The sequence below is a fragment of the Amycolatopsis sp. NPDC051716 genome (genome assembly GCF_040681595.1).
In the GTDB taxonomy this organism is placed as follows: Bacteria; Actinomycetota; Actinomycetes; order Mycobacteriales; family Pseudonocardiaceae; genus Amycolatopsis.
Genome location: NZ_JBFAZA010000012.1, coordinates 120,148 through 138,150, shown reverse-complemented (window position 1 = coordinate 138,150; position 18,003 = coordinate 120,148). Strand labels below are relative to the sequence as shown.

The 18,003-nt window shown below is 70.6% G+C and carries 16 protein-coding genes; 12 read left to right on the top strand and 4 right to left on the bottom strand.

All coding sequences use genetic code 11. From position 1 onward, the window contains the following. Positions 1-17 precede the first annotated feature (17 nt). Both AB0M30_RS18730 and AB0M30_RS18725 read left to right on the top strand, forming a co-directional pair. Positions 18-596 carry a TetR family transcriptional regulator gene (locus AB0M30_RS18730; RefSeq protein ID WP_103338364.1) on the top strand — a complete coding sequence of 193 codons (579 nt, stop codon included), beginning with the start codon at positions 18-20 and terminating at the stop codon, positions 594-596. 272 nt (positions 597-868) lie between these two features. Beyond that, positions 869-1,990 carry an aromatic ring-hydroxylating dioxygenase subunit alpha gene (locus AB0M30_RS18725; protein WP_364585259.1) on the top strand — a complete coding sequence of 374 codons (1,122 nt, stop codon included), beginning with the start codon at positions 869-871 and terminating at the stop codon, positions 1,988-1,990. Here the strand turns inward: AB0M30_RS18725 and AB0M30_RS18720 are convergent. Next, positions 1,987-2,634 (bottom strand): GntR family transcriptional regulator, encoded by a 648-nt coding sequence (locus AB0M30_RS18720; RefSeq protein ID WP_364585258.1) that lies wholly within the window; start codon positions 2,632-2,634, stop codon positions 1,987-1,989. The two genes, AB0M30_RS18725 and AB0M30_RS18720, sit on opposite strands and share 4 nt — an antisense overlap. Before the next feature lie 57 nt (positions 2,635-2,691). On the opposite strand from AB0M30_RS18720, the gene glyA reads away from it, so the two are divergent. The 8 genes from glyA to AB0M30_RS18680 all read left to right on the top strand — a co-directional run bounded on the left by glyA (position 2,692) and on the right by AB0M30_RS18680 (position 13,266). Beyond that, positions 2,692-3,954: a serine hydroxymethyltransferase gene (glyA, locus tag AB0M30_RS18715; RefSeq protein WP_364585257.1), complete on the top strand. Its 1,263-nt coding sequence runs from the start codon at positions 2,692-2,694 to the stop codon at positions 3,952-3,954. Beyond that, on the top strand, positions 3,951-5,162 hold the full coding sequence (locus AB0M30_RS18710) for a sarcosine oxidase subunit beta family protein (RefSeq protein ID WP_364585256.1): 1,212 nt from the start codon (positions 3,951-3,953) through the stop codon (positions 5,160-5,162). Before glyA ends, AB0M30_RS18710 begins: the two co-directional genes overlap by 4 nt. A gap of 10 nt (positions 5,163-5,172) precedes the next feature. Then, positions 5,173-5,451: a sarcosine oxidase subunit delta gene (locus tag AB0M30_RS18705; protein WP_364585255.1), complete on the top strand. Its 279-nt coding sequence runs from the start codon at positions 5,173-5,175 to the stop codon at positions 5,449-5,451. After that, complete coding sequence (locus AB0M30_RS18700; protein ID WP_364585254.1) at positions 5,448-7,985, top strand: 2Fe-2S iron-sulfur cluster-binding protein; 2,538 nt, start codon at positions 5,448-5,450, stop codon at positions 7,983-7,985. Before AB0M30_RS18705 ends, AB0M30_RS18700 begins: the two co-directional genes overlap by 4 nt. Further along, the gene (locus AB0M30_RS18695; RefSeq protein ID WP_364585253.1) at positions 7,975-8,445 is read left to right on the top strand and encodes a sarcosine oxidase subunit gamma family protein; all 471 of its coding nucleotides are present in this window, start codon (positions 7,975-7,977) and stop codon (positions 8,443-8,445) included. Before AB0M30_RS18700 ends, AB0M30_RS18695 begins: the two co-directional genes overlap by 11 nt. Then, on the top strand, positions 8,442-9,284 hold the full coding sequence (gene purU, locus AB0M30_RS18690) for a formyltetrahydrofolate deformylase (RefSeq protein WP_364585252.1): 843 nt from the start codon (positions 8,442-8,444) through the stop codon (positions 9,282-9,284). The genes AB0M30_RS18695 and purU overlap by 4 nt, the downstream gene beginning before the upstream one ends. A 9-nt stretch (positions 9,285-9,293) precedes the next feature. Continuing rightward, on the top strand, positions 9,294-11,768 hold the full coding sequence (locus AB0M30_RS18685; protein ID WP_364585251.1) for an FAD-dependent oxidoreductase: 2,475 nt from the start codon (positions 9,294-9,296) through the stop codon (positions 11,766-11,768). Between the two features lie 94 nt (positions 11,769-11,862). Then, positions 11,863-13,266: a trypsin-like peptidase domain-containing protein gene (locus tag AB0M30_RS18680; protein WP_364585250.1), complete on the top strand. Its 1,404-nt coding sequence runs from the start codon at positions 11,863-11,865 to the stop codon at positions 13,264-13,266. Here the strand turns inward: AB0M30_RS18680 and AB0M30_RS18675 are convergent. Continuing rightward, positions 13,263-13,637 (bottom strand): MarR family transcriptional regulator, encoded by a 375-nt coding sequence (locus tag AB0M30_RS18675; RefSeq protein WP_364585249.1) that lies wholly within the window; start codon positions 13,635-13,637, stop codon positions 13,263-13,265. The two genes, AB0M30_RS18680 and AB0M30_RS18675, sit on opposite strands and share 4 nt — an antisense overlap. A gap of 86 nt (positions 13,638-13,723) precedes the next feature. Between AB0M30_RS18675 and AB0M30_RS18670 the strand changes: the two genes are divergently transcribed. Together AB0M30_RS18670 and AB0M30_RS18665 are read left to right on the top strand one after the other, a co-directional pair. Then, the gene (locus AB0M30_RS18670; RefSeq protein WP_364585248.1) at positions 13,724-15,181 is read left to right on the top strand and encodes an MFS transporter; all 1,458 of its coding nucleotides are present in this window, start codon (positions 13,724-13,726) and stop codon (positions 15,179-15,181) included. 85 nt (positions 15,182-15,266) lie between these two features. Further along, positions 15,267-16,037: an aminoglycoside phosphotransferase family protein gene (locus AB0M30_RS18665; protein WP_364585247.1), complete on the top strand. Its 771-nt coding sequence runs from the start codon at positions 15,267-15,269 to the stop codon at positions 16,035-16,037. Between the two features lie 66 nt (positions 16,038-16,103). Here AB0M30_RS18665 and AB0M30_RS18660 read toward each other — a convergent pair whose 3' ends face one another. Both AB0M30_RS18660 and AB0M30_RS18655 read right to left on the bottom strand, forming a co-directional pair. Continuing rightward, positions 16,104-17,504, bottom strand: a complete 1,401-nt coding sequence (locus AB0M30_RS18660; RefSeq protein WP_364585246.1) for an MFS transporter — start codon at positions 17,502-17,504, stop codon at positions 16,104-16,106. Next, positions 17,501-17,962, bottom strand: a complete 462-nt coding sequence (locus tag AB0M30_RS18655; RefSeq protein ID WP_103338351.1) for a carboxymuconolactone decarboxylase family protein — start codon at positions 17,960-17,962, stop codon at positions 17,501-17,503. The genes AB0M30_RS18660 and AB0M30_RS18655 overlap by 4 nt, the downstream gene beginning before the upstream one ends. Positions 17,963-18,003 lie beyond the last annotated feature (41 nt).

Genomic DNA, 18,003 nt, shown 5'->3' with positions numbered 1-18,003 from the left:
AAGGGGGCTCGACACCGATGTCGAACACGGAACCCGCCGCGGCCCGGCGTCGCGGCCCGAACGACCCGGAACGGCGGGCGCGGATCGCCAAGGCCGCGATCGAGGTCGTCGCCCAGCGGGGGATCGACGGCGTCACCCACCGGGCCGTCGCGGCCGCCGCGGGCGTGCCGCTGGGCTCGACGACCTACCACTTCGCGACCCTGGACGACCTGCTGGAAGTGGCCCTGGTCGAGGCGGCGGAGAAGAACGTCCACGCGCTGAAGGAGTGGGAGTCGGCGCTCCCGCCGGACACCGACTTCGCCGCGGCCCTCGCCGACCTGGTCATGGGCTACATCAACGAGCAGTACCGCGACACGGTGGTCGAGTACGACCTCTACGTGGCCGCGCTGCACCGGCCCCGGCTGCGCAAGGCGAGCGCGGCGTGGGACGACGCCCTGATCGCCTTCTTCGGCTCCCGCACGGACCCGCTCACCGGCCGCCTCCTCGCGGGCTTGTTCTGCGGCCTCCTGATGCAGGCCGCCCTGGCCGACCCCCGCCCCACCCGCGAGGAGATCGAAACCCTCTTCCGCCGCGCCATCACCGGCCCCGCCGCGTGACGGAAACGCCGACACGCGTGATGGGGAAGCCGGCACGCGTGATTGAAGGGTCGACACGGCGGGGCCGCGTGTCGACCCTCTGATCACGCGTGTCGACTGTTCAATCACGCGAGTTGACCCTTCGGTCACGCCGTGTGGGTGAAACCCGTGGCGGGGCACTGAAAAACTTGGGTTGACAGGGGGTTGGGCGGGAGTCACTCTGGTGCGGAGTGTGCAACGTGACGCGTTCTGCGCAACTGCTCCCGTCCTGATCCGCGGAGAGGACCACGCCGGTGACCACAACCGATCTGCCGCCGAGCCTGCTCGCCACCTTGCCCGGCAGCGCCTACACCGATCCGGCGGTCTTCGCGCTGGAGCAGGCGAAGATCTTCGAGGCGGACTGGTTCTGCGCCGTGCGCAGCGCGGACCTCGCCGGTCCCGGGGCGTTCGAGACCGTGCAGATCGGCAAGGAGAGCGTGCTCGTCTCGCGGGGCCGGGACGGCAAGCTGAACGCGTTCCTCAACGTCTGCCGCCACCGCGGTGCCCGGCTGTGCACCGCGGAGAGCGGCACGGTCAAGCGCGCCTTCCAGTGCCCGTACCACGCCTGGACGTACGGGCTCGACGGCAAGCTGATCGCCGCGCCCAACCTCACCGGGATGCCGGACGTCGACCGGACCGAGTTCGGCCTGACGAAGGTCCACCTGCGCGAGTGGCTCGGCTACGCCTGGGTCTGCCTGGCCGACGAGCCACCGTCGTTCGAAGACACCGTCGTCGGCGCGGTCACCGAACGCCTCGGCGGCGCCGAAGAGATCGACGCCTACGGCATCGACGGCCTCGCGCTGGGCAAGCGCATCGAGTACGACGTGAAGGCGAACTGGAAGCAGATCATCGAGAACTTCATGGAGTGCTACCACTGCGCGACGATCCACCCGGAGCTCACCGAGGTGCTCCCGGAGTTCGCCGACGGTTACGCGGCGCAGTACTACGTCGGCCACGGCGCCGAGTTCGGCGGTGACATCAAGGGGTTCACGATCGACGGCTCCGAAGGCGTCGACCGGCTGCCCGGCGTCACCGAGGCCCAGGACCGCAAGTACTACGCGATCACCGTCAAGCCGGGCGTCTTCGTCAACCTGGTCCCGGACCACGTGATCCTGCACCGGATGTTCCCGCTCGCCCCGGACCGGACGCTGGTCCGCTGCGACTGGCTCTACCTGCCCGAAGTCGTCGAGTCCGGGCGCGATCTGACCCGCTCGGTGGAGCTGTTCCACCGCGTCAACCTGCAGGACTTCGAGGCGTGCGAACGCTGCCAGCTCGCGATGGACTCGCGCTCCTACGTCAACGGCGGGGTGCTCGTGCCCAGCGAGCACCACATCGGCGCCTTCCACGACTGGGTCCGCGCGCGCCTGGCGGTCTAGATCAACGCCCGGATGGCGGCCTCGAAGCCGGCGACGTGCTCGAGCGTGAGCGCGGCGGCCTTCTCGGCGTCACCCTCGATGATCGCGGTGAGGAGCGGGACGTGCTCGTCGACGTGGCCGGCCATCCCGGACAGCCGGGGCACGAACACGCACCAGATCCGGGTCGCGAGGTTGTCGTACCGGATCAGCGTGTCCTCGAGGAACGGGTTGTGCACGCACCGGTAGATCGCCCGGTGCAGGGCGAGGTCGGTGCGCAGCAGTTCGGCGTTGTCCCGGCCCGGGGCGCCCGCGTCGAGCTGCGCGCGCAGCTCGGTCAGGGCCGCCCGGTCGGCCTCGGTCGCGCGCCCGGCCGCGGCGGCCGTCGCCATCGGCTCCAGCGTCCGCCGCACCTCGGAGATGTGCGCGAGGTCGGAGATGTTGACGTCGGTGGCGAACGTCCCGCGCCGCGGGTAGGCGACGACCAGGCGTTCGGACTCCAGCCGTTTCAGGGCCTCGCGGATCGGCGTCCGGCCCATGCCGAGCGTGCTGCCGAGCTCCTCCTCGTTGAGCGGGGAGCCCGGCGGGATGTCCAGCATGACCAGGCGATCACGCACGAAGCGGTACGCCTGTTCGGCCAGGGATGGGGGATTGACCTGGGGGTGCACGCCGCTTAGCCTACATCGACGATTGATATATCAGAAGTCGACCACGGAAGGTTTCCGATGCCCTCGATGCTCAACCGCTCCTTGGCCGACTACGACCCGGCGGTGGCCGAAGCGATCGGCGCCGAGCTGCGCCGGCAGCAGACGACGCTGGAGATGATCGCCTCCGAGAACTTCGCGCCGGTCTCCGTCCTGCAGGCCCAGGGCTCGGTGCTGACCAACAAGTACGCCGAGGGGTACCCGGGCCGTCGCTACTACGGCGGCTGCGAGCACGTCGACGTCGTCGAGCAGCTCGCCATCGACCGGGTCAAGGCGCTCTTCGGCGCCGGGTTCGCCAACGTCCAGCCGCACTCGGGCGCGCAGGCCAACGCCGCCGCCATGGCCGCGCTGCTCAAGCCCGGCGACAAGATCCTCGGCCTGTCGCTGGCCCACGGCGGCCACCTGACCCACGGCATGCGGATCAACTTCTCCGGCCTGCTCTACGACGTCGCCGCGTACGAAGTGTCCGAAAAGGACTACCGGGTGGACATGGCGGAGGTCGAGCGGCTGGCGACGGAACACCGGCCGAAGCTGATCATCGCCGGCTGGTCGGCCTACCCGCGGCAGCTCGACTTCGCCCGCTTCCGCGAGATCGCCGACGAGGTCGGCGCGTACCTGCTGGTCGACATGGCGCACTTCGCGGGGCTGGTCGCCGCGGGCCTGCACCCGTCGCCGGTGCCGCACGCGCACGTCACGACGACCACCACGCACAAGACCCTCGGCGGCCCGCGCGGCGGCGTGGTGCTCACCGACGACCCGGCGCTCGCGAAGAAGGTCAACTCGGCCGTCTTCCCCGGTCAGCAGGGTGGCCCGCTCGAACACGTCATCGCGGCCAAGGCGGTCGCCTTCAAGATGGCGGGTGAGCCCGAGTTCGCCGAGCGCCAGCAGCGGACGCTGCGCGGGGCGAAACTCCTGGCCGAGCGGCTGCTCGCCGAGGAGGACATCTCCGTGCTGACCGGCGGCACCGACGTCCACCTCGTGCTGGTCGACCTGCGGAACTCCGAACTCGACGGCAAGCAGGCCGAAGACCGGCTGCACGAGGTCGGCATCACGGTGAACCGCAACGCCGTCCCGTTCGACCCGCGGCCCCCGATGGTGACGTCGGGTCTCCGCATCGGCACCCCGGCGCTGGCCACCCGCGGCTTCGGGGACGCCGAGTTCCGCGAGGCCGCCGACGTCATCGCCGAGGCGCTCCGGCCCGGCTACGACGCCGACAAGCTGCGGGCCCGCGTCACCGCGCTCGCCGAAGCCTTCCCGCTGTACCCCTCGGAGGAAACCCGATGACCGACCTGCCGGAGCACCCGGACTTCCTCTGGGACAACCCCGAGCCGAAGAAGGCCTACGACGTCGTCGTGGTCGGCGGCGGTGGGCACGGCCTCGCCACGGCGTACTACCTGGCCAAACAGGGCATCACCGACGTGGCCGTGCTGGAGAAGGGCTGGCTCGCCGGCGGGAACATGGCCCGCAACACCACGATCATCCGCTCGAACTACCTCTGGGACGAGAGTTCCGGCATCTACGAGCACTCCCTCAAGCTGTGGGAAGGGCTCGAGGAGGACCTCGGCTACCCGATCCTGTTCAGCCAGCGCGGGGTGCTCAACCTGGCGCACAGCCTGCAGGACGTCCGGGACAGCGTCCGCCGCGTGGAGGCCAACAAGCTCAACGGCATCGACGCCGAGTGGGTGGACGCCGACGGCGTCAAGGAGATCTGCCCGATCGTCAACACCTCGCCGGACGTCCGCTACCCGGTGCTCGGCGCGACCTTCCAGCCGCGCGCGGGCATCGCGAAGCACGACTACGTGGCCTGGGGTTTCGCCCGCGCCGCGCACGAGCTGGGTGTCGACCTCATCCAGAACTGCGAGGTCACCGGCATCTCCACAGTGGACGGACGGGTCACCGGCGTCGAGACGACCCGGGGCCGGATCGCGGCGGGCAAGGTCGGGCTGTGCGCGGCCGGGCACACGTCGGTGCTGGCGAAGATGGTGGGCCTGGACCTGCCGCTGACGTCGCACCCGCTGCAGGCGCTGGTGTCCGAGCTGCTGGAGCCGATCCACCCGACGGTCGTCATGTCGAACGCCGTGCACGTCTACGTTTCCCAAGCGCACAAGGGCGAGCTGGTGATGGGTGCGGGCATCGACAGCTACCACGGCTACGGCCAGCGCGGCTCGTTCCACATCATCGAGCAGCAGATGGCGGCCGCGCTGGAGCTGTTCCCGGTGTTCGCGCGGGCGCACCTGCTGCGGACGTGGGCGGGCATCGTCGACACCAGCCCGGACGCCTCGCCGATCATCGGCCTCACGCCGGTGGAGAACCTGTTCCTCAACTGCGGCTGGGGCACCGGCGGCTTCAAGGCCACTCCGGGTGTCGGGGACGTCTTCGCGGCGACCATCGCGCGGGGGAAGCCCCACGAGTACGCCGAGCCCTTCGCCCTCGACCGGTTCACCACCGGTGCCCTCGTCGACGAGCACGGCGCCGCCGCCGTCGCGCATTAGGAGCTCTGACATGCAACTGATTCCCTGCCCCTGGTGCGGGCCGCGCGAGGAAGCCGAGTTCCACTACGGCGGCCAGGCGCACGTCGCCTACCCGGCCGACCCGTCGGCACTGTCCGACGAAGAGTGGGCCAAGTTCGTGTTCTTCCGCGACAACCCGAGTGGCCCGTTCGCCGAACGCTGGAGCCACTCCGCCGGGTGCCGCCGGTGGTTCAACGCCGTCCGCGACACCCGCACCCACGACCTGCAGGCGGTTTACCGCCTCGACGAGCCCCGGCCGGTGATCTCGTGACCCGGCTGTCCGGCGTCCCGCTGAAGTTCACCTTCGACGGCCGCGAGCTGACCGGTTTCCTCGGTGACACCCTGGCTTCCGCGTTGCTGGCCAACGGCATCCACCGGGTCGCGACCAGTATCAAGTACGGCCGGCCGCGCGGCATCGCCGGCGCCGGCGTCGAGGATTCGAACGCGCTGGTGCAGATCGAAGCGCCGTTTCCGGAGCCGATGCTGAGCGCGACGACGGTCGAGCTGTACGACGGCTTGGTCGCTCGTGGTCTGTCCGGCCAGGGCCGCTTGGCCGCCGAACCGGACCCGGCTCGCTACGACGCCAAGCACGCCCACTGTGACGTCCTGGTCATCGGTGCCGGTCCCGCCGGGCGTGCCGCCGCGGCCGCCGCGTCCGGCCGGGTCCTGCTCGTGGACGACCAGCCCGGCGGTGAAGCTCCCGACGGAGTCCGGTTCCTCTCACGCACCACGGCGTTCGGGGTCTACGACGACGGGTTCGTGCTGGCCCTGGAACGCCGGGGTGAGCCCGCGGCTCCCGAACGCATCTCGCGGCAGCGGGTCTGGCGGATCCGGGCGAAGCGGATCGTCATCGCGACCGGCGCCCACGAGCGGCCGATCGTGTTCCCGGACAACGACCGTCCCGGCATCATGCTCGCCTCGGCCGCCCGCACGTACCTGAACCGGTACGGCGTGCTGGCTGGGCAGCGCGTGGTCGTGTTCACCACCAACGATTCCGCGTACGACGCCGCCGCAGAACTGGCCGACGCCGGGGCCGAGATCGTGCGGATCGTCGACGTTCGCGCGGGCTACGGCATCATCGGCACCGACGGCGACGAGCACATCACTGCCGCGCACGTCGCGAAACTCGGCGAGACGCGTGGTGAGCGGGTCGAGTGCGACCTGCTGCTCGTGTCCGGCGGCTGGAACCCGGCCGTGCACCTGTTCAGCCAGGCCCGAGGCAAGCTCCGGTACGCGGCCGAGCTGGGCGCGTACGTCCCGGACGGTGACCTGCCGACGGTGCGTGTCGTGGGCGCGGCCGCGGGTGAAGGCCTGCCGGAGTCGAAGACCCTCTGGCAGGTGCCCGCGCCCGAGTCCGAAGTGGACACCAGGTTCGTGGACCAGCAGCGCGATGCCACCGTGTCGGACATCCTGCGCGCCACCGGCGCCGGGCTGCGCTCGCTGGAGCACATCAAGCGCTACACGACCATCGGCACCGCGCACGACCAAGGTAGGACCTCCGGCATGCTCGCCGCCGGCATCACCGCCGAAGCCCTCGGTGTCGACTTGGCGACCCAGCGCCCGACGACGTTCCGGCCGCCGTACACCCCGGTCTCGTTCGCCGCGCTCGCCGGGCGGGACCGCGGTGAGTTGCACGACCCCGTGCGCGTCACGACGATCCACCCGTGGCACGTCGAACACGGCGCCGAGTTCGAGAACGTCGGCCAGTGGAAGCGGCCGTGGTACTACCCGCGGCCCGGCGAGTCGATGTCCGACGCCGTCCGGCGCGAATGCCGCGCGGCCCGCACCGACGTCGCCCTCATGGACGGGTCCACGCTGGGCAAGATCGACGTCCAGGGCCCGGACGCCGGCTGGTTCCTCGACATGCTCTACACGAACATGATGAGCACCCTCAAGGCCGGCCGGATCCGCTACGGCGTGATGTGCGGCGTCGACGGCATGGTGATCGACGACGGGACGGTGATCCGCGTCGGCGAGGAGCGGTTCCTCGTCACCACGACCACCGGCAACGCGGCGAAGATCCTCGAGTGGATGGAGGAGTGGCTCCAGACGGAATGGCCGCACCTGAACGTCTTCGCGACCTCGGTCACCGAACACTGGACCACCGTCCCGCTGGTCGGGCCGCGTTCGCGGGAAGTCCTCGGCCGCTTGGCGCCGGATCTCGACGTGTCCAACGAGGCCTTCGGGTTCATGACCTGGCAGGACGCCGAAGTCGCCGGGCTCGCGGCGCGGGTCTGCCGGATCAGCTTCTCCGGCGAGCTGGCGTACGAAATCAACGTGCCCTCGTGGCACGGGCCCGCGCTCTGGCAGTCCATAGTGGACCAAGGGGCCACGCCGTACGGCACCGAGACCATGCACGTCCTGCGCGCCGAAAAGGGCTACCCGATCATCGGCCAGGACACCGACGGCACGGTCACCCCGCAGGACCTCGGCCTGTCCTGGGCCGTGTCGAAGAAGAAGGCCGACTTCATCGGCAAACGCAGCTTCGCCCGCGCCGAGAACAACCGGCCGGACCGCAAGCAATTCGTCGGCCTGCTGCCCCTGGATCCATCGATTCTGCTGCCGGAAGGGTCGCAGATCATCGAATCGGAGGCCGTGCCGGAACCGCCGGTGCGGATGCTCGGCCACGTCACCTCCAGCTACGACAGCGCCGCCCTCGGCCGGACCTTCGCGCTGGCCCTGGTGCGCTCGGGCCGCGAGCGCGTCGGCGAGACGCTGTACGTGCCGGTCGGGGACCAGGTGGTGCCGGTGACCGTGACCGAATCCGTGCTCTTCGACAAGGAAGGAGCCCGCCGTGACGGTTGAGGCGGTCGAAGAACCGTTCCGCACCCAGCTCACCGTGCGCCTCCGCGAGGGACGCAGCCTGCTCGGCGCCGACCTGCCCGGACCGTGCACCTTCACCAGCGGCAGTGGCGTCGACATCCTCTGGATGGGCCCCGACGAGTACCTCGTGCTCGCCGACCCCGGCCGCCAAGCCGAACTGGAAGCCGCGCTGCGGGACGAGGGCGCGGCGGCCGTCACCGACGTCTCGGCGCAGCGCAACGTCTTCCGGCTCACCGGCTCGCACGCCGCCGACGTCCTGGCGCACGGGTGCTCGATCGATCTGGAGGTGTCGCCGCCGGGAACGTGTGTCCAGACGTTGCTGGCGCGGACCGGGATCGTGCTGATGGTCCGGGAAGAGGGCTTCACGATCCTCGTGCGCCAATCGTTCTCGGACTACTTCACGGCTTGGCTGGCCGACGCGAGTCTGGAGTACGTTTCGTGACCTTCACCCTGACGCTCAAGTGCCCGGAACGCTCGGGCATCGTGCACGCCGTCACGACGTTCCTGGTCGGGCAGGGCTGCGACATCGTCGAGCACCAGCAGTTCGACGACGACGTCCGCGGCTCGCTGTTCCTGCGCACGTCCTTCACCCGCAGCGAACAGACCACAGTGGACGATCTGACCCGCGCGTTCGCCCCGGTGGCCGGTGACTTCGGCATGGAGTTCGGCTTCTCCGACGGGACGCCGCCGCGAATCCTCGTCATGGTGTCGAAGTTCGGGCACTGCCTCAACGACCTGCTGTTCCGCTGGCGCGCGGGCGGCCTCGGCGCCGAGATCGCGGTGGTCGTCTCCAATCACGAGGACCTGCGGCCGATGGCCGAGGCGGCCGGTGTCCCGTTCGTGCACGTCCCGGTCACCCCGGACACCAAACCGGAGGCCGAGCAGCGGCTGCTCGACCTGGTCGGGGAGTACGAAGCAGACTTGATCGTGCTCGCCCGGTACATGCAGGTGCTGTCGAACGAGCTGTGCCAGAAGCTCGAAGGCCGCGCGATCAACATCCACCACTCGTTCCTGCCCGGGTTCAAGGGCGCCAAGCCCTACCACCAGGCCTACGACCGGGGCGTGAAGTACGTCGGCGCGACCGCGCACTACGTCACCCCCGACCTCGACGAGGGCCCGATCATCGAGCAGGAAGTGCAGCGCGTCGACCACACGTACTCGCCGCGCGAGCTGGTGACCGTCGGCCGCGACGCCGAAGCCCTCGCCCTCTCCCGCGCGGTGCGCTGGCACTGCGAACGCCGCGTCCTGCTCAACGGCAACAGCACCGTCGTCTTCCGTTAGGAGCCCGCCATGACCGCACCGCGAGTAGTCATCATCGGCGCCGGCATCGTCGGCGCGAACCTCGCCGACGAGCTGACCGCCCGCGGCTGGACCGACGTCACCGTGCTCGACCGGGGCCCGCTGCCGCGCACCGGGGGGTCCACCTCGCACGCGCCCGGGCTGGTCTTCCAGACCAACGCGTCCAAGGCGATGACGGACTTCGCGCAGTACACCGTCGAGAAGATGCTGGCCCTGGACTGCTTCCTCCAGGTCGGCGGCATGGAGGTGGCCACCACCCCGGCGCGCTGGGAGGACCTCAGGCGCAAGCACGGCTGGGCGACGTCGTGGGGCGTGGCCGGGCAGCTGATCGACGCCGCCGAGTGCGTCGAGCGGTGGCCGCTGCTCGACGGTTCGCGGATCTTCGGCGCGCTGCACGTCCCGACCGATGGCCTGGCGCGGGCCGCCAAGGCCGTCGGGGTGCTGGCCGAGCGGGCGGGTTCGCGCGGCGCGAAGTTCATCGGCTCCACGCGGGTGACCGACGTGCTCCAAGACGGCGGGCGCGTCACCGGCGTCCGGACCGACCAGGGCGACTTCCCGGCCGACGTCGTCGTGTCGTGCGCCGGGTTCTGGGGCCGCGAGATCGGCGCGATGGTGGGCATGGACGTCCCGCTGCTGCCGCTGGCCCACCAGTACGCCAAGACCGGGCAGGTCGCGGAACTCGTCGGGCGCAACGGTACCGATGGGTTCTCGGCGGGAAAGAGTGCCTCGAACCGCGACGAGGTCGAGGCGAGCCTGCCGATCCTGCGTCACCAGGACCAGGACCTGTACTTCCGCGAGCACGTCGACCGGCTCGGCATCGGCTCCTACGCCCACCGCCCGATGCCGGTCGACGAGTCCACTCTGGATCCGTCGGTGACCGAGACGGCGATGCCGTCCATGCTGCCCTTCACGGAGGACGACTTCGCGCCGTCGTGGGAACAGAGCCGGCTGCTGCTGCCCGCGCTGCGCCAGACGAAGGTCGAAGAGGGCTTCAACGGGATCTTCTCCTTCACCCCGGACGGCCAGTCGCTGGTCGGCGAGTCGGCCGACGTCCGCGGGTTCTGGCTGGCCGAGGCGATCTGGGTGACGCACTCCGCGGGCATCGCGAAGGCGGTCGCCGAACTGCTCGTCGACGGACATTCCGAAGTGGACACCCACGACATCGACGTCCACCGCTTCGAGGAGGTCCAGCTCGCGCCTTCGTACGTGAGCGAGACGGCGCAGCAGAACTTCGTCGAGGTCTACGACATCCTGCACCCGTTGCAGCCCAAGCTGTCCCCGCGTGACCTGCGGGTGACGCCGTTCCACGCGCGGCAGCGCGAGCTGGGCGCGGTGTTCCTGGAGGCGGCCGGCTGGGAGCGGCCGCACTGGTTCGAGGCCAACGCGCCGCTGCTGAAGCAGCTGCCGCACGAATGGCTGCCGCCGGCGCGGGACGCCTGGTCGGCGCAGTTCCACTCGCCGATCGCGGCGGCCGAGGCGTGGCACACGCGCAACGGCGTCGCGCTGTACGACATGACGCCGTTGAAGCGCGTGGAGATCAGCGGACCCGGGTCACTGGCGTTCCTGCAGTCGCTCACCACGAACCAGCTGGACAAGTCGGTGGGTTCGGTGACGTACACGCTGATGCTCGACTCCGCGGGTGGCGTGCGCAGTGACGTCACGGTCGCGCGGCTGGAGCCCGAGGTGTTCCAGGTCGGGATCAACGGGAACATCGACGTCGACCACTTCGTCAAGCACGCGCCGCCGGGTGTCCGGGTCCGGGACACCACCGGCGGCACGTGCTGCATCGGCGTCTGGGGACCGCTCGCCCGTGACCTCGTGCAGCCACTCTCGCAAGAGGACTTTTCGCACCAGGGGCTCAAGTACTTCCGGGCCCGCAAGGCGCGGATCGCCGGGGTGCCGGTGGTCGCGATGCGACTGTCCTATGTGGGCGAACTGGGCTGGGAGATCTACACGAGCGCGGACAACGGCCTCCGGCTGTGGGACGCGCTGTGGGCGGCCGGGCAGCCGCTGGGGGTGATCGCGGCCGGGCGGGCGGCGTTCAACAGCCTGCGGCTCGAGAAGGGCTACCGGCTGTGGGGCACGGACATGACCACCGAGCACGACCCGTACGAGGCCGGGCTGGCCTTCGCCGTGCGTCCCGCGAAGGGGGACTTCCTGGGGCGGGAGGCGATCGAAGGCCGGAGCGAGGAGACGGCGTCGCGGCGGCTGCGGTGCCTGACGATCGACGACGGCCGCACGGTCGTGCTGGGCAAGGAACCGGTGTTCGTCGACGGCGTGGCTTCGGGTTACGTCACGAGTGCCGCGTACGGGTACACCATCGGGCAGCCGATCGCCTACGCGTGGCTCCCGGCGTCGGCGGACATCGGCAGCAGCGTGGAGATCGAGTACTTCGGCCGCCGGGTCGCGGCCACCGTGGCCGCCGAGCCGCTGGTCGACCCCGGCATGGAACGGATCCGGCGGTAATCCACAGCAAGTCCACGGAAGCGCGACAGGAAATTCTCAGGAAGGAGGCGTTAGCTGGGACGAGCCGGAGGCTTGTCGAGAGCTGGAGCTGTGCATGAGCGAGTACGACCGAGGACCGCGGGGCGGCGGCGAGTACCCGTACGGCTACGGCCAGGGTGGCTACTCGCCGGACTACTACGGCCAGAACGGCTACCCGCAGGACCAGGGCTACCCCCAGCAGCAATACGACCAGCAGCCGTACCCCCAGCAGCCTTACGACCGGCAACAGTACGACCAGCAGCCGTACGACCAGCAGCAATACGACCAGCCTCGCGACCAGTGGGGACGTCCGTACCCGCCGTACACGCAGCCGAACTACTCCTACCCGCAGCCCGCCTACCAGCCGCCGCCGCGCCGCCGTCATCCGCTGCGCGCGCTGACGGTCGCGATCGTCGCGATCGCGCTGGCCGTGGTCGCCGGGCTCGGGATCGGGCACCTGATCTCGGGGGTGAACGCGCCCACCGCGGGCGGCAACCAGAACTTCGGCTTCTCCGGGCAGCCCAGCGCGGCCAAGACGGTGCTCGACCCCGACGCCGTGGCGGCCAAGGTCAACCCGGCCATCGTGAACATCAACACCGAGCTCGGCCTGCAGGGCGCGGCCGCGGCGGGCACCGGCATCGTGCTCACCGCCGACGGCGAGGTGCTGACCAACAACCACGTCGTCGCGGGCGCGACCAGCATCAAGGTCACCAGCATCGGCACCGGTGACACCTACAAGGCCGAAGTCGTCGGCTACGACCGCACCGAGGACATCGCGGTCCTGCAGCTGCAGGACGCGTCCGGGCTGCCCACCGCGACCATCGGCGACTCGGCCAAGGTGCAGGTCGGCGACCAGATCCTCGGGCTGGGCAACGCCGGCGGCCGCGGTGGCGACCCGGTGCCCGCGCCGGGCACGGTGACGGCGCTGGACCAGTCGATCACCGCCTCGGACGAGTCCAGCGGGTCCTCCGAGCAGCTGACCGGGCTCATCCAGGTCCGGGCGAACATCGAGTCGGGGGATTCCGGCGGCCCGCTCGTAAACGCGGACGCCCAGGTCATCGGCGTCGACACCGCCGCGTCCACCGGCTACCAGCTGAACGGGCGCCGCAGCGGCGGGGCCGGCCAGGGCTTCGCCATCCCGATCAACCAGGCCGTCGACATCGCCCACAAGATCGTCGCCGGGCAGGCGTCCGACAAGATCCACATCGGCAAGACGGCGTTCATCGGGGTCTCGGTGACCGACGGACAGGGTGGCGCCAAGGTCCGCGAGGTCGTCCAGCGCGGGCCGGCGCAGAAGGCGGGCCTCGCGGCGGGCGACGTGATCACGGCGATCGACGGCAGGCCGACCGGCTCGGCGACGGCGTTGACGAACGTGATGGACACCCACCACCCGGGTGACCAGCTGACGTTGACCGTGACGAGCGCCGCCGGCGGTCAGCGGCAGCTCCAGGTCAAGGCCATCGAAGGCCCGGTCGGCTAGCGCAAGGTTTCCCGCAGCACTTCGCGGTGGGTTTGCTTGGCCGCGAGGTACTTCTCCCGGCCGGCCTCGGTGATGGTGACGAAGATGCCGCGCCGGTCCACCTCGCACAGCGCGCGCTCGACCAGGCCCTCCTTTTCCAGGCGGGCGACCAGCCGGGACGTGGCGCTCTGGCTGAGGTGGATGGCCTCGGTGAGGTCCGCCGACCGGCACTTGGATTCGCCGGTGGCGACGCGCTCCAGCGCTTCGAACTCGTTCGCGCCGATGCCGTGGCGCTCCTGCAGGCGGCACTCCAGCGCGCTGAACACGGCCGAGTAGCGGGCCAGCAGCTCGTGCCACTCCTGGACCAGTTCCTTCTCGGCGACGTCGCTCACGGCGACCAACTTAGCATGCACGGGCATCAGATGCAAACACATTAAATGCTTGGACATTAGATGCGCGTGCATGTAATGTCGCCGCCATGAGTTCTTCCGTGTCCTTGTCCACCACCTCGACCCGGTGGGACGCACGTCTCTGGGGTGTCCTGCTCACTGTCTCGATCGTCATCGGCCTCGACGCGCTCGACGTGTCGATGGTCGGGGTCGCGCTCCCGGCCATCCAGGCCGACCTCGGCCTGTCCACCAACGCGCTGCAATGGGTCGTCAGCGGCTACGTGCTCGGCTACGGCGGGCTGCTGCTGCTCGGCGGCCGCACCGCCGACCTGCTCGGCCGCCGCCGCGTGTTCCTCGTGGCCGTCGCGATCTTCGCGCTGGCCTCGCTGCTCGGCGGCCTCGTCGACGACGGCGCGCTGCTCATCGCGAGCCGGTTCATCAAGGGCCTGGCCGCCGCGTTCACGGCGCCGGCCGCGTTGTCCATCATCACCACGACGTTCCACGAGGGCCCGGCCCGCAACAAGGCGATCAGCATCTTCGCCGTGTTCGGCGCCAGCGGCTACTCCGCCGGTCTCGTGTTCTCCGGCCTGCTGACCGAGGTCGGCTGGCGCTGGACGTTCCTGCTGCCCGCGCCGATCGCGCTGGTGGCTTTGGTCGCCGCGTGGAAGCTGATCCCGTCGTACCGCGCCGAAACCGGCGGCGGCTACGACTTCCCGGGCGCCATCACCGGCGCGGCCGGTTCGCTGCTGCTGGTGTTCGGCGTGGTCGAGGCGCCGGAGGTCGGCTGGGCCGCCCCGCGCACGCTGATCACCTTCGCCGTCGCACTGGCGCTGCTGGTGACGTTCGTGGTCATCGAAAAGCGCAGCCGCCACCCGTTGCTGCGCCTGGGCATCCTGAAGTCCGGCCCGCTGGCCCGGGCCAACCTCGGCGGTGCGCTGTTCTTCGGCGCGTACATCGGCTTCCAGTTCGTCGTGATGCTGTACCTGCAGCGGGTGCTGGGCTGGTCGGCGCTGCAGACGGCGCTGGGCTTCCTGCCGGCGGCGCTGATCGTGGCGTTCGGTTCCCCGCGCATCGAGCCGCTGATCGACCGGCTGGGCACGCCCCGCACGATCTTCGCGGGCGTGGTCGCGCACGTCATCGGCTACGCGCTGTTCCTGCGCGTCGACGAGCACTCTGGGTACGCCGGCAGCGTGCTGCCGAGCATGATCCTGCTCGGCATCGGCTTCACGCTGGCGTTCTCGTCGCTCAACATCCAGGCCACGGCGGGCGTCCCGGACAACGAGCAAGGCTTGGCCGGCGGTCTGCTGAACACGTCACTGCAGGTGGGGGGAGCGATCGGCCTGGCGGTGGTGACTGCGGTCCTGACCGCCAACGGCGGCCGCGAGGCTTCACCGGCGGCGTTGCTGACCGGGCTGACCCCGGCGTTGACCGTGGTCACCGGGATCGCGGTGCTGGGCCTGCTGGTCGCGGCGAGCGGTCTGGCCGCCCGGAAGCGGCCGGTCGAGGAACCGGTCGTCGAGGAAGATCTGCTCGCTCTCGCGGACTGAGCCGGCTGATCGGGAAACGCGGAAGGACCACCATCGTCGGGGATGGTGGTCCTTCCGCGTTCGAGCGGCTGGGTAGCGTGAACCGGTGCCGAGCGAGGAAGTGATGCAGGACGGCGCCCATCGCCGGGTGGTGCGGATCGGCGACACCGTCCGCAGGCCCGCCCAGCCTTGGACGCCCACCGTCCATGCGTTGCTGCGGCACCTCGAGGATGTGGGGTTCGCCTATGCGCCCCGACCGCTGGGAATCGGCGACGAGGGTCGCGAGGTCCTCACCTACATCGACGGTGACTCCGGACCGTCGGGCTGGGCCAAGGTCGTGGACGACCCGGGCCTGGGCAATTTCGCCCGGCTTCTGCGCGACTACCACGATGCCTGCGAGAGCTTTTCGCCTCCGCCAGGCGCGACCTGGTCCACGGACGCAGGTGTTTCCGGCGACGACGAGGTTGTCTGCCATGGGGACTTCGGCCCCTGGAACGTCGTCTGGCAGGGCAACCGGCCGGTGGGAATCATCGACTGGGACTTCGCCCGCCCGGCGCCACGCTTGCACGACGTGTCCTACGCACTGGAGTACGTGGCCCCGTTCCGCGACGATGCCGAGTGCCTGCGCTGGCTGCACTACCCGGCGCCGCCCGACCGCCGCCGGCGGCTGGAGCACTTTTGCGGTGCGTACGGTCTCGACTCGACCGTGGGGATCGTCGATGCCGTCATAGCCCGACAGCAGGACAATGCCGACCTCGTGCGCCGGCTGGCCGAGCAGGGGCACGAGCCCCAGGCCACGTGGGTCGCCGACGGGCTGCTGACCGAACTCGACCACAGGATCGGCTGGAGCAAGGCGCACCGGCATCTGGTCGAGTAGCCGATTCGCCCGTCACCGGCCGCACTTCCGGCCGTCAGGGTGTCGCCGTGCGAATCGGGGGGCTGCTCAGGCCGGGACGGCCACCGCGTGCCGTGGGGCGTGGAAGCGCAGGGCCGTCACCGCCGTCACCGCGATCCCGGCCGCCGCCAGCAGCACCGCCGTGCGGAGACCGTCCACTGTGGCCATTCGGAGCGCCTCGCCCGACAGCCCGTGGGTGCCCGCGTTCGCCACCGCGACGAACACCGCCAAGCCCACCGAGCCGCCGACCTGCTGGGCCGTCGACGCCACTCCGGACGCCACTCCCTGGTCGGCCGCCGGGATCCCGGCCGCCGCCGCGCCGAACATCAGCGTGTAGCCCGCGCCCTGGCCCAGGCCCAGCACGACCAGGGCCGGCACCAGCGCCAGGTAGGACGCGTCCAGCGTCATCGACAGCCCGAGCGCCACCGCCCCGGCGCCGCCGACGACCAGGGAACCCACCAGCGTCATGCGGGTTCCGTAACGGGTCGCCAGCCGGCCCGCGACCTGGGAGCCGGCCGCGATCGCCACCATCGGCACGCCGAACGCCAGTCCCGTCGCCAGTGCGCCGTAGCCGTGCACGCCCTGGAAGTACCCGGTCAGGAAGTACAGCAGCGTGCCGAACGTGCCCATGTACAGGAACGTCACCACCACGCCGGTGCCGAGGTTGCGGTCGCGCAGCAGCCGCGGCGGCAGCAGCGGGTCGCGGCCCCGGCGTTCGATCGCCGCGAACGCGGCCAGCAGCGCGAGCCCCGCCGTCGCCGTCCCGAGGACCACGGCCGACGTCCAGCCCAGCTCCGGGCCCTCGACCAGGGCGAACACCACCAGGGTCGTGCCCAGGGTCGCGGTCAGGGCGCCGGCGAGGTCGAACCGGCGGCCGGGCTCCCGGGCCGGATCCCTGGCCAGCAGTGGGAAGGCGAGCACGGCGGCGGCCGCGGCCAGCGGGACGTTCACGAAGAACACCGCCGCCCAGCCGAACGCCTGCGTCAGCACCCCGCCCAGCAGCGAGCCGAGGATCATGCCGCTGCCGCCCGCCGTACCCCACACCGCGAACGCGCGGTTGCGTTCGCGACCGGCCGCGAACGACGTGCTGACCAGCGTCAGCGTCGCCGGGAAGAGCAGCGCGCCGCCCAGGCCCTGGCCGGCGCGGGCCGCGACGAGCAGGCCGGGGTCCCCGGCCAGCCCGCCGGCCAGCGACGAACCCGCGTAGAGCGCGCACCCCAGTGCGAAGACCCGGCGCGGGCCGAACAGGTCGCAGGCCCGCCCGCCCAGCAGAAGCGCCCCGCCGAAGGCCACGGCGTAGGCGCTCACCACCCACTGCAGGCTCTGGGCGCCGAACCCGAGGTCACGGCCGATGTCCGGCAGTGCCACGTAGACGATGTTGTAGTCGAGGGAGATGATCAGCTGCGCGAAGGCCAGCAGGGCCAGCACCGCGCTCGGGCGGCGGCTCATCGGGCCACTCGCTCGTCCGTGCCCGGCACCTTCGCCGTGGTGATGGCGATGCGGTTCCACGTGTTGATGGTGAAGATCAACGCGAGCAGCTGGGCCAGTTCTTCCTCGCCGAACTGCTCGAGCGCCCCGGCGTAGACGTCGTCGGGGACGCCGCCTTCGTGGATGAGCGTGACCGCTTCGGTCAGCGCCAGCGCGGCGCGCTCCTTTTCGCTGAAGAAGTGCCCGGCCTCGTGCCACACGGCGACCATGTGCAGCCGCTCCTCGCTCTCGCCGGCCTTGCGGGCGTCGGAGGTGTGCATGTGCAGGCAGTACGCGCAGCGGTTGAGCTGCGACGCGCGGATCTGGACCAGCTCGACCAGTGCGGGGTCGAGCCCGGCGCGGGCGGCGGCGTCGAAGCCGATCAGGGCCTTGAAGGCCTTCGGGGCGGTCTTGGCGAAGTTGATGCGGGAGTTCGTCATGACCAGAAATCTAAGGCCGGTTTGACCTCCGTGTAGGGTGC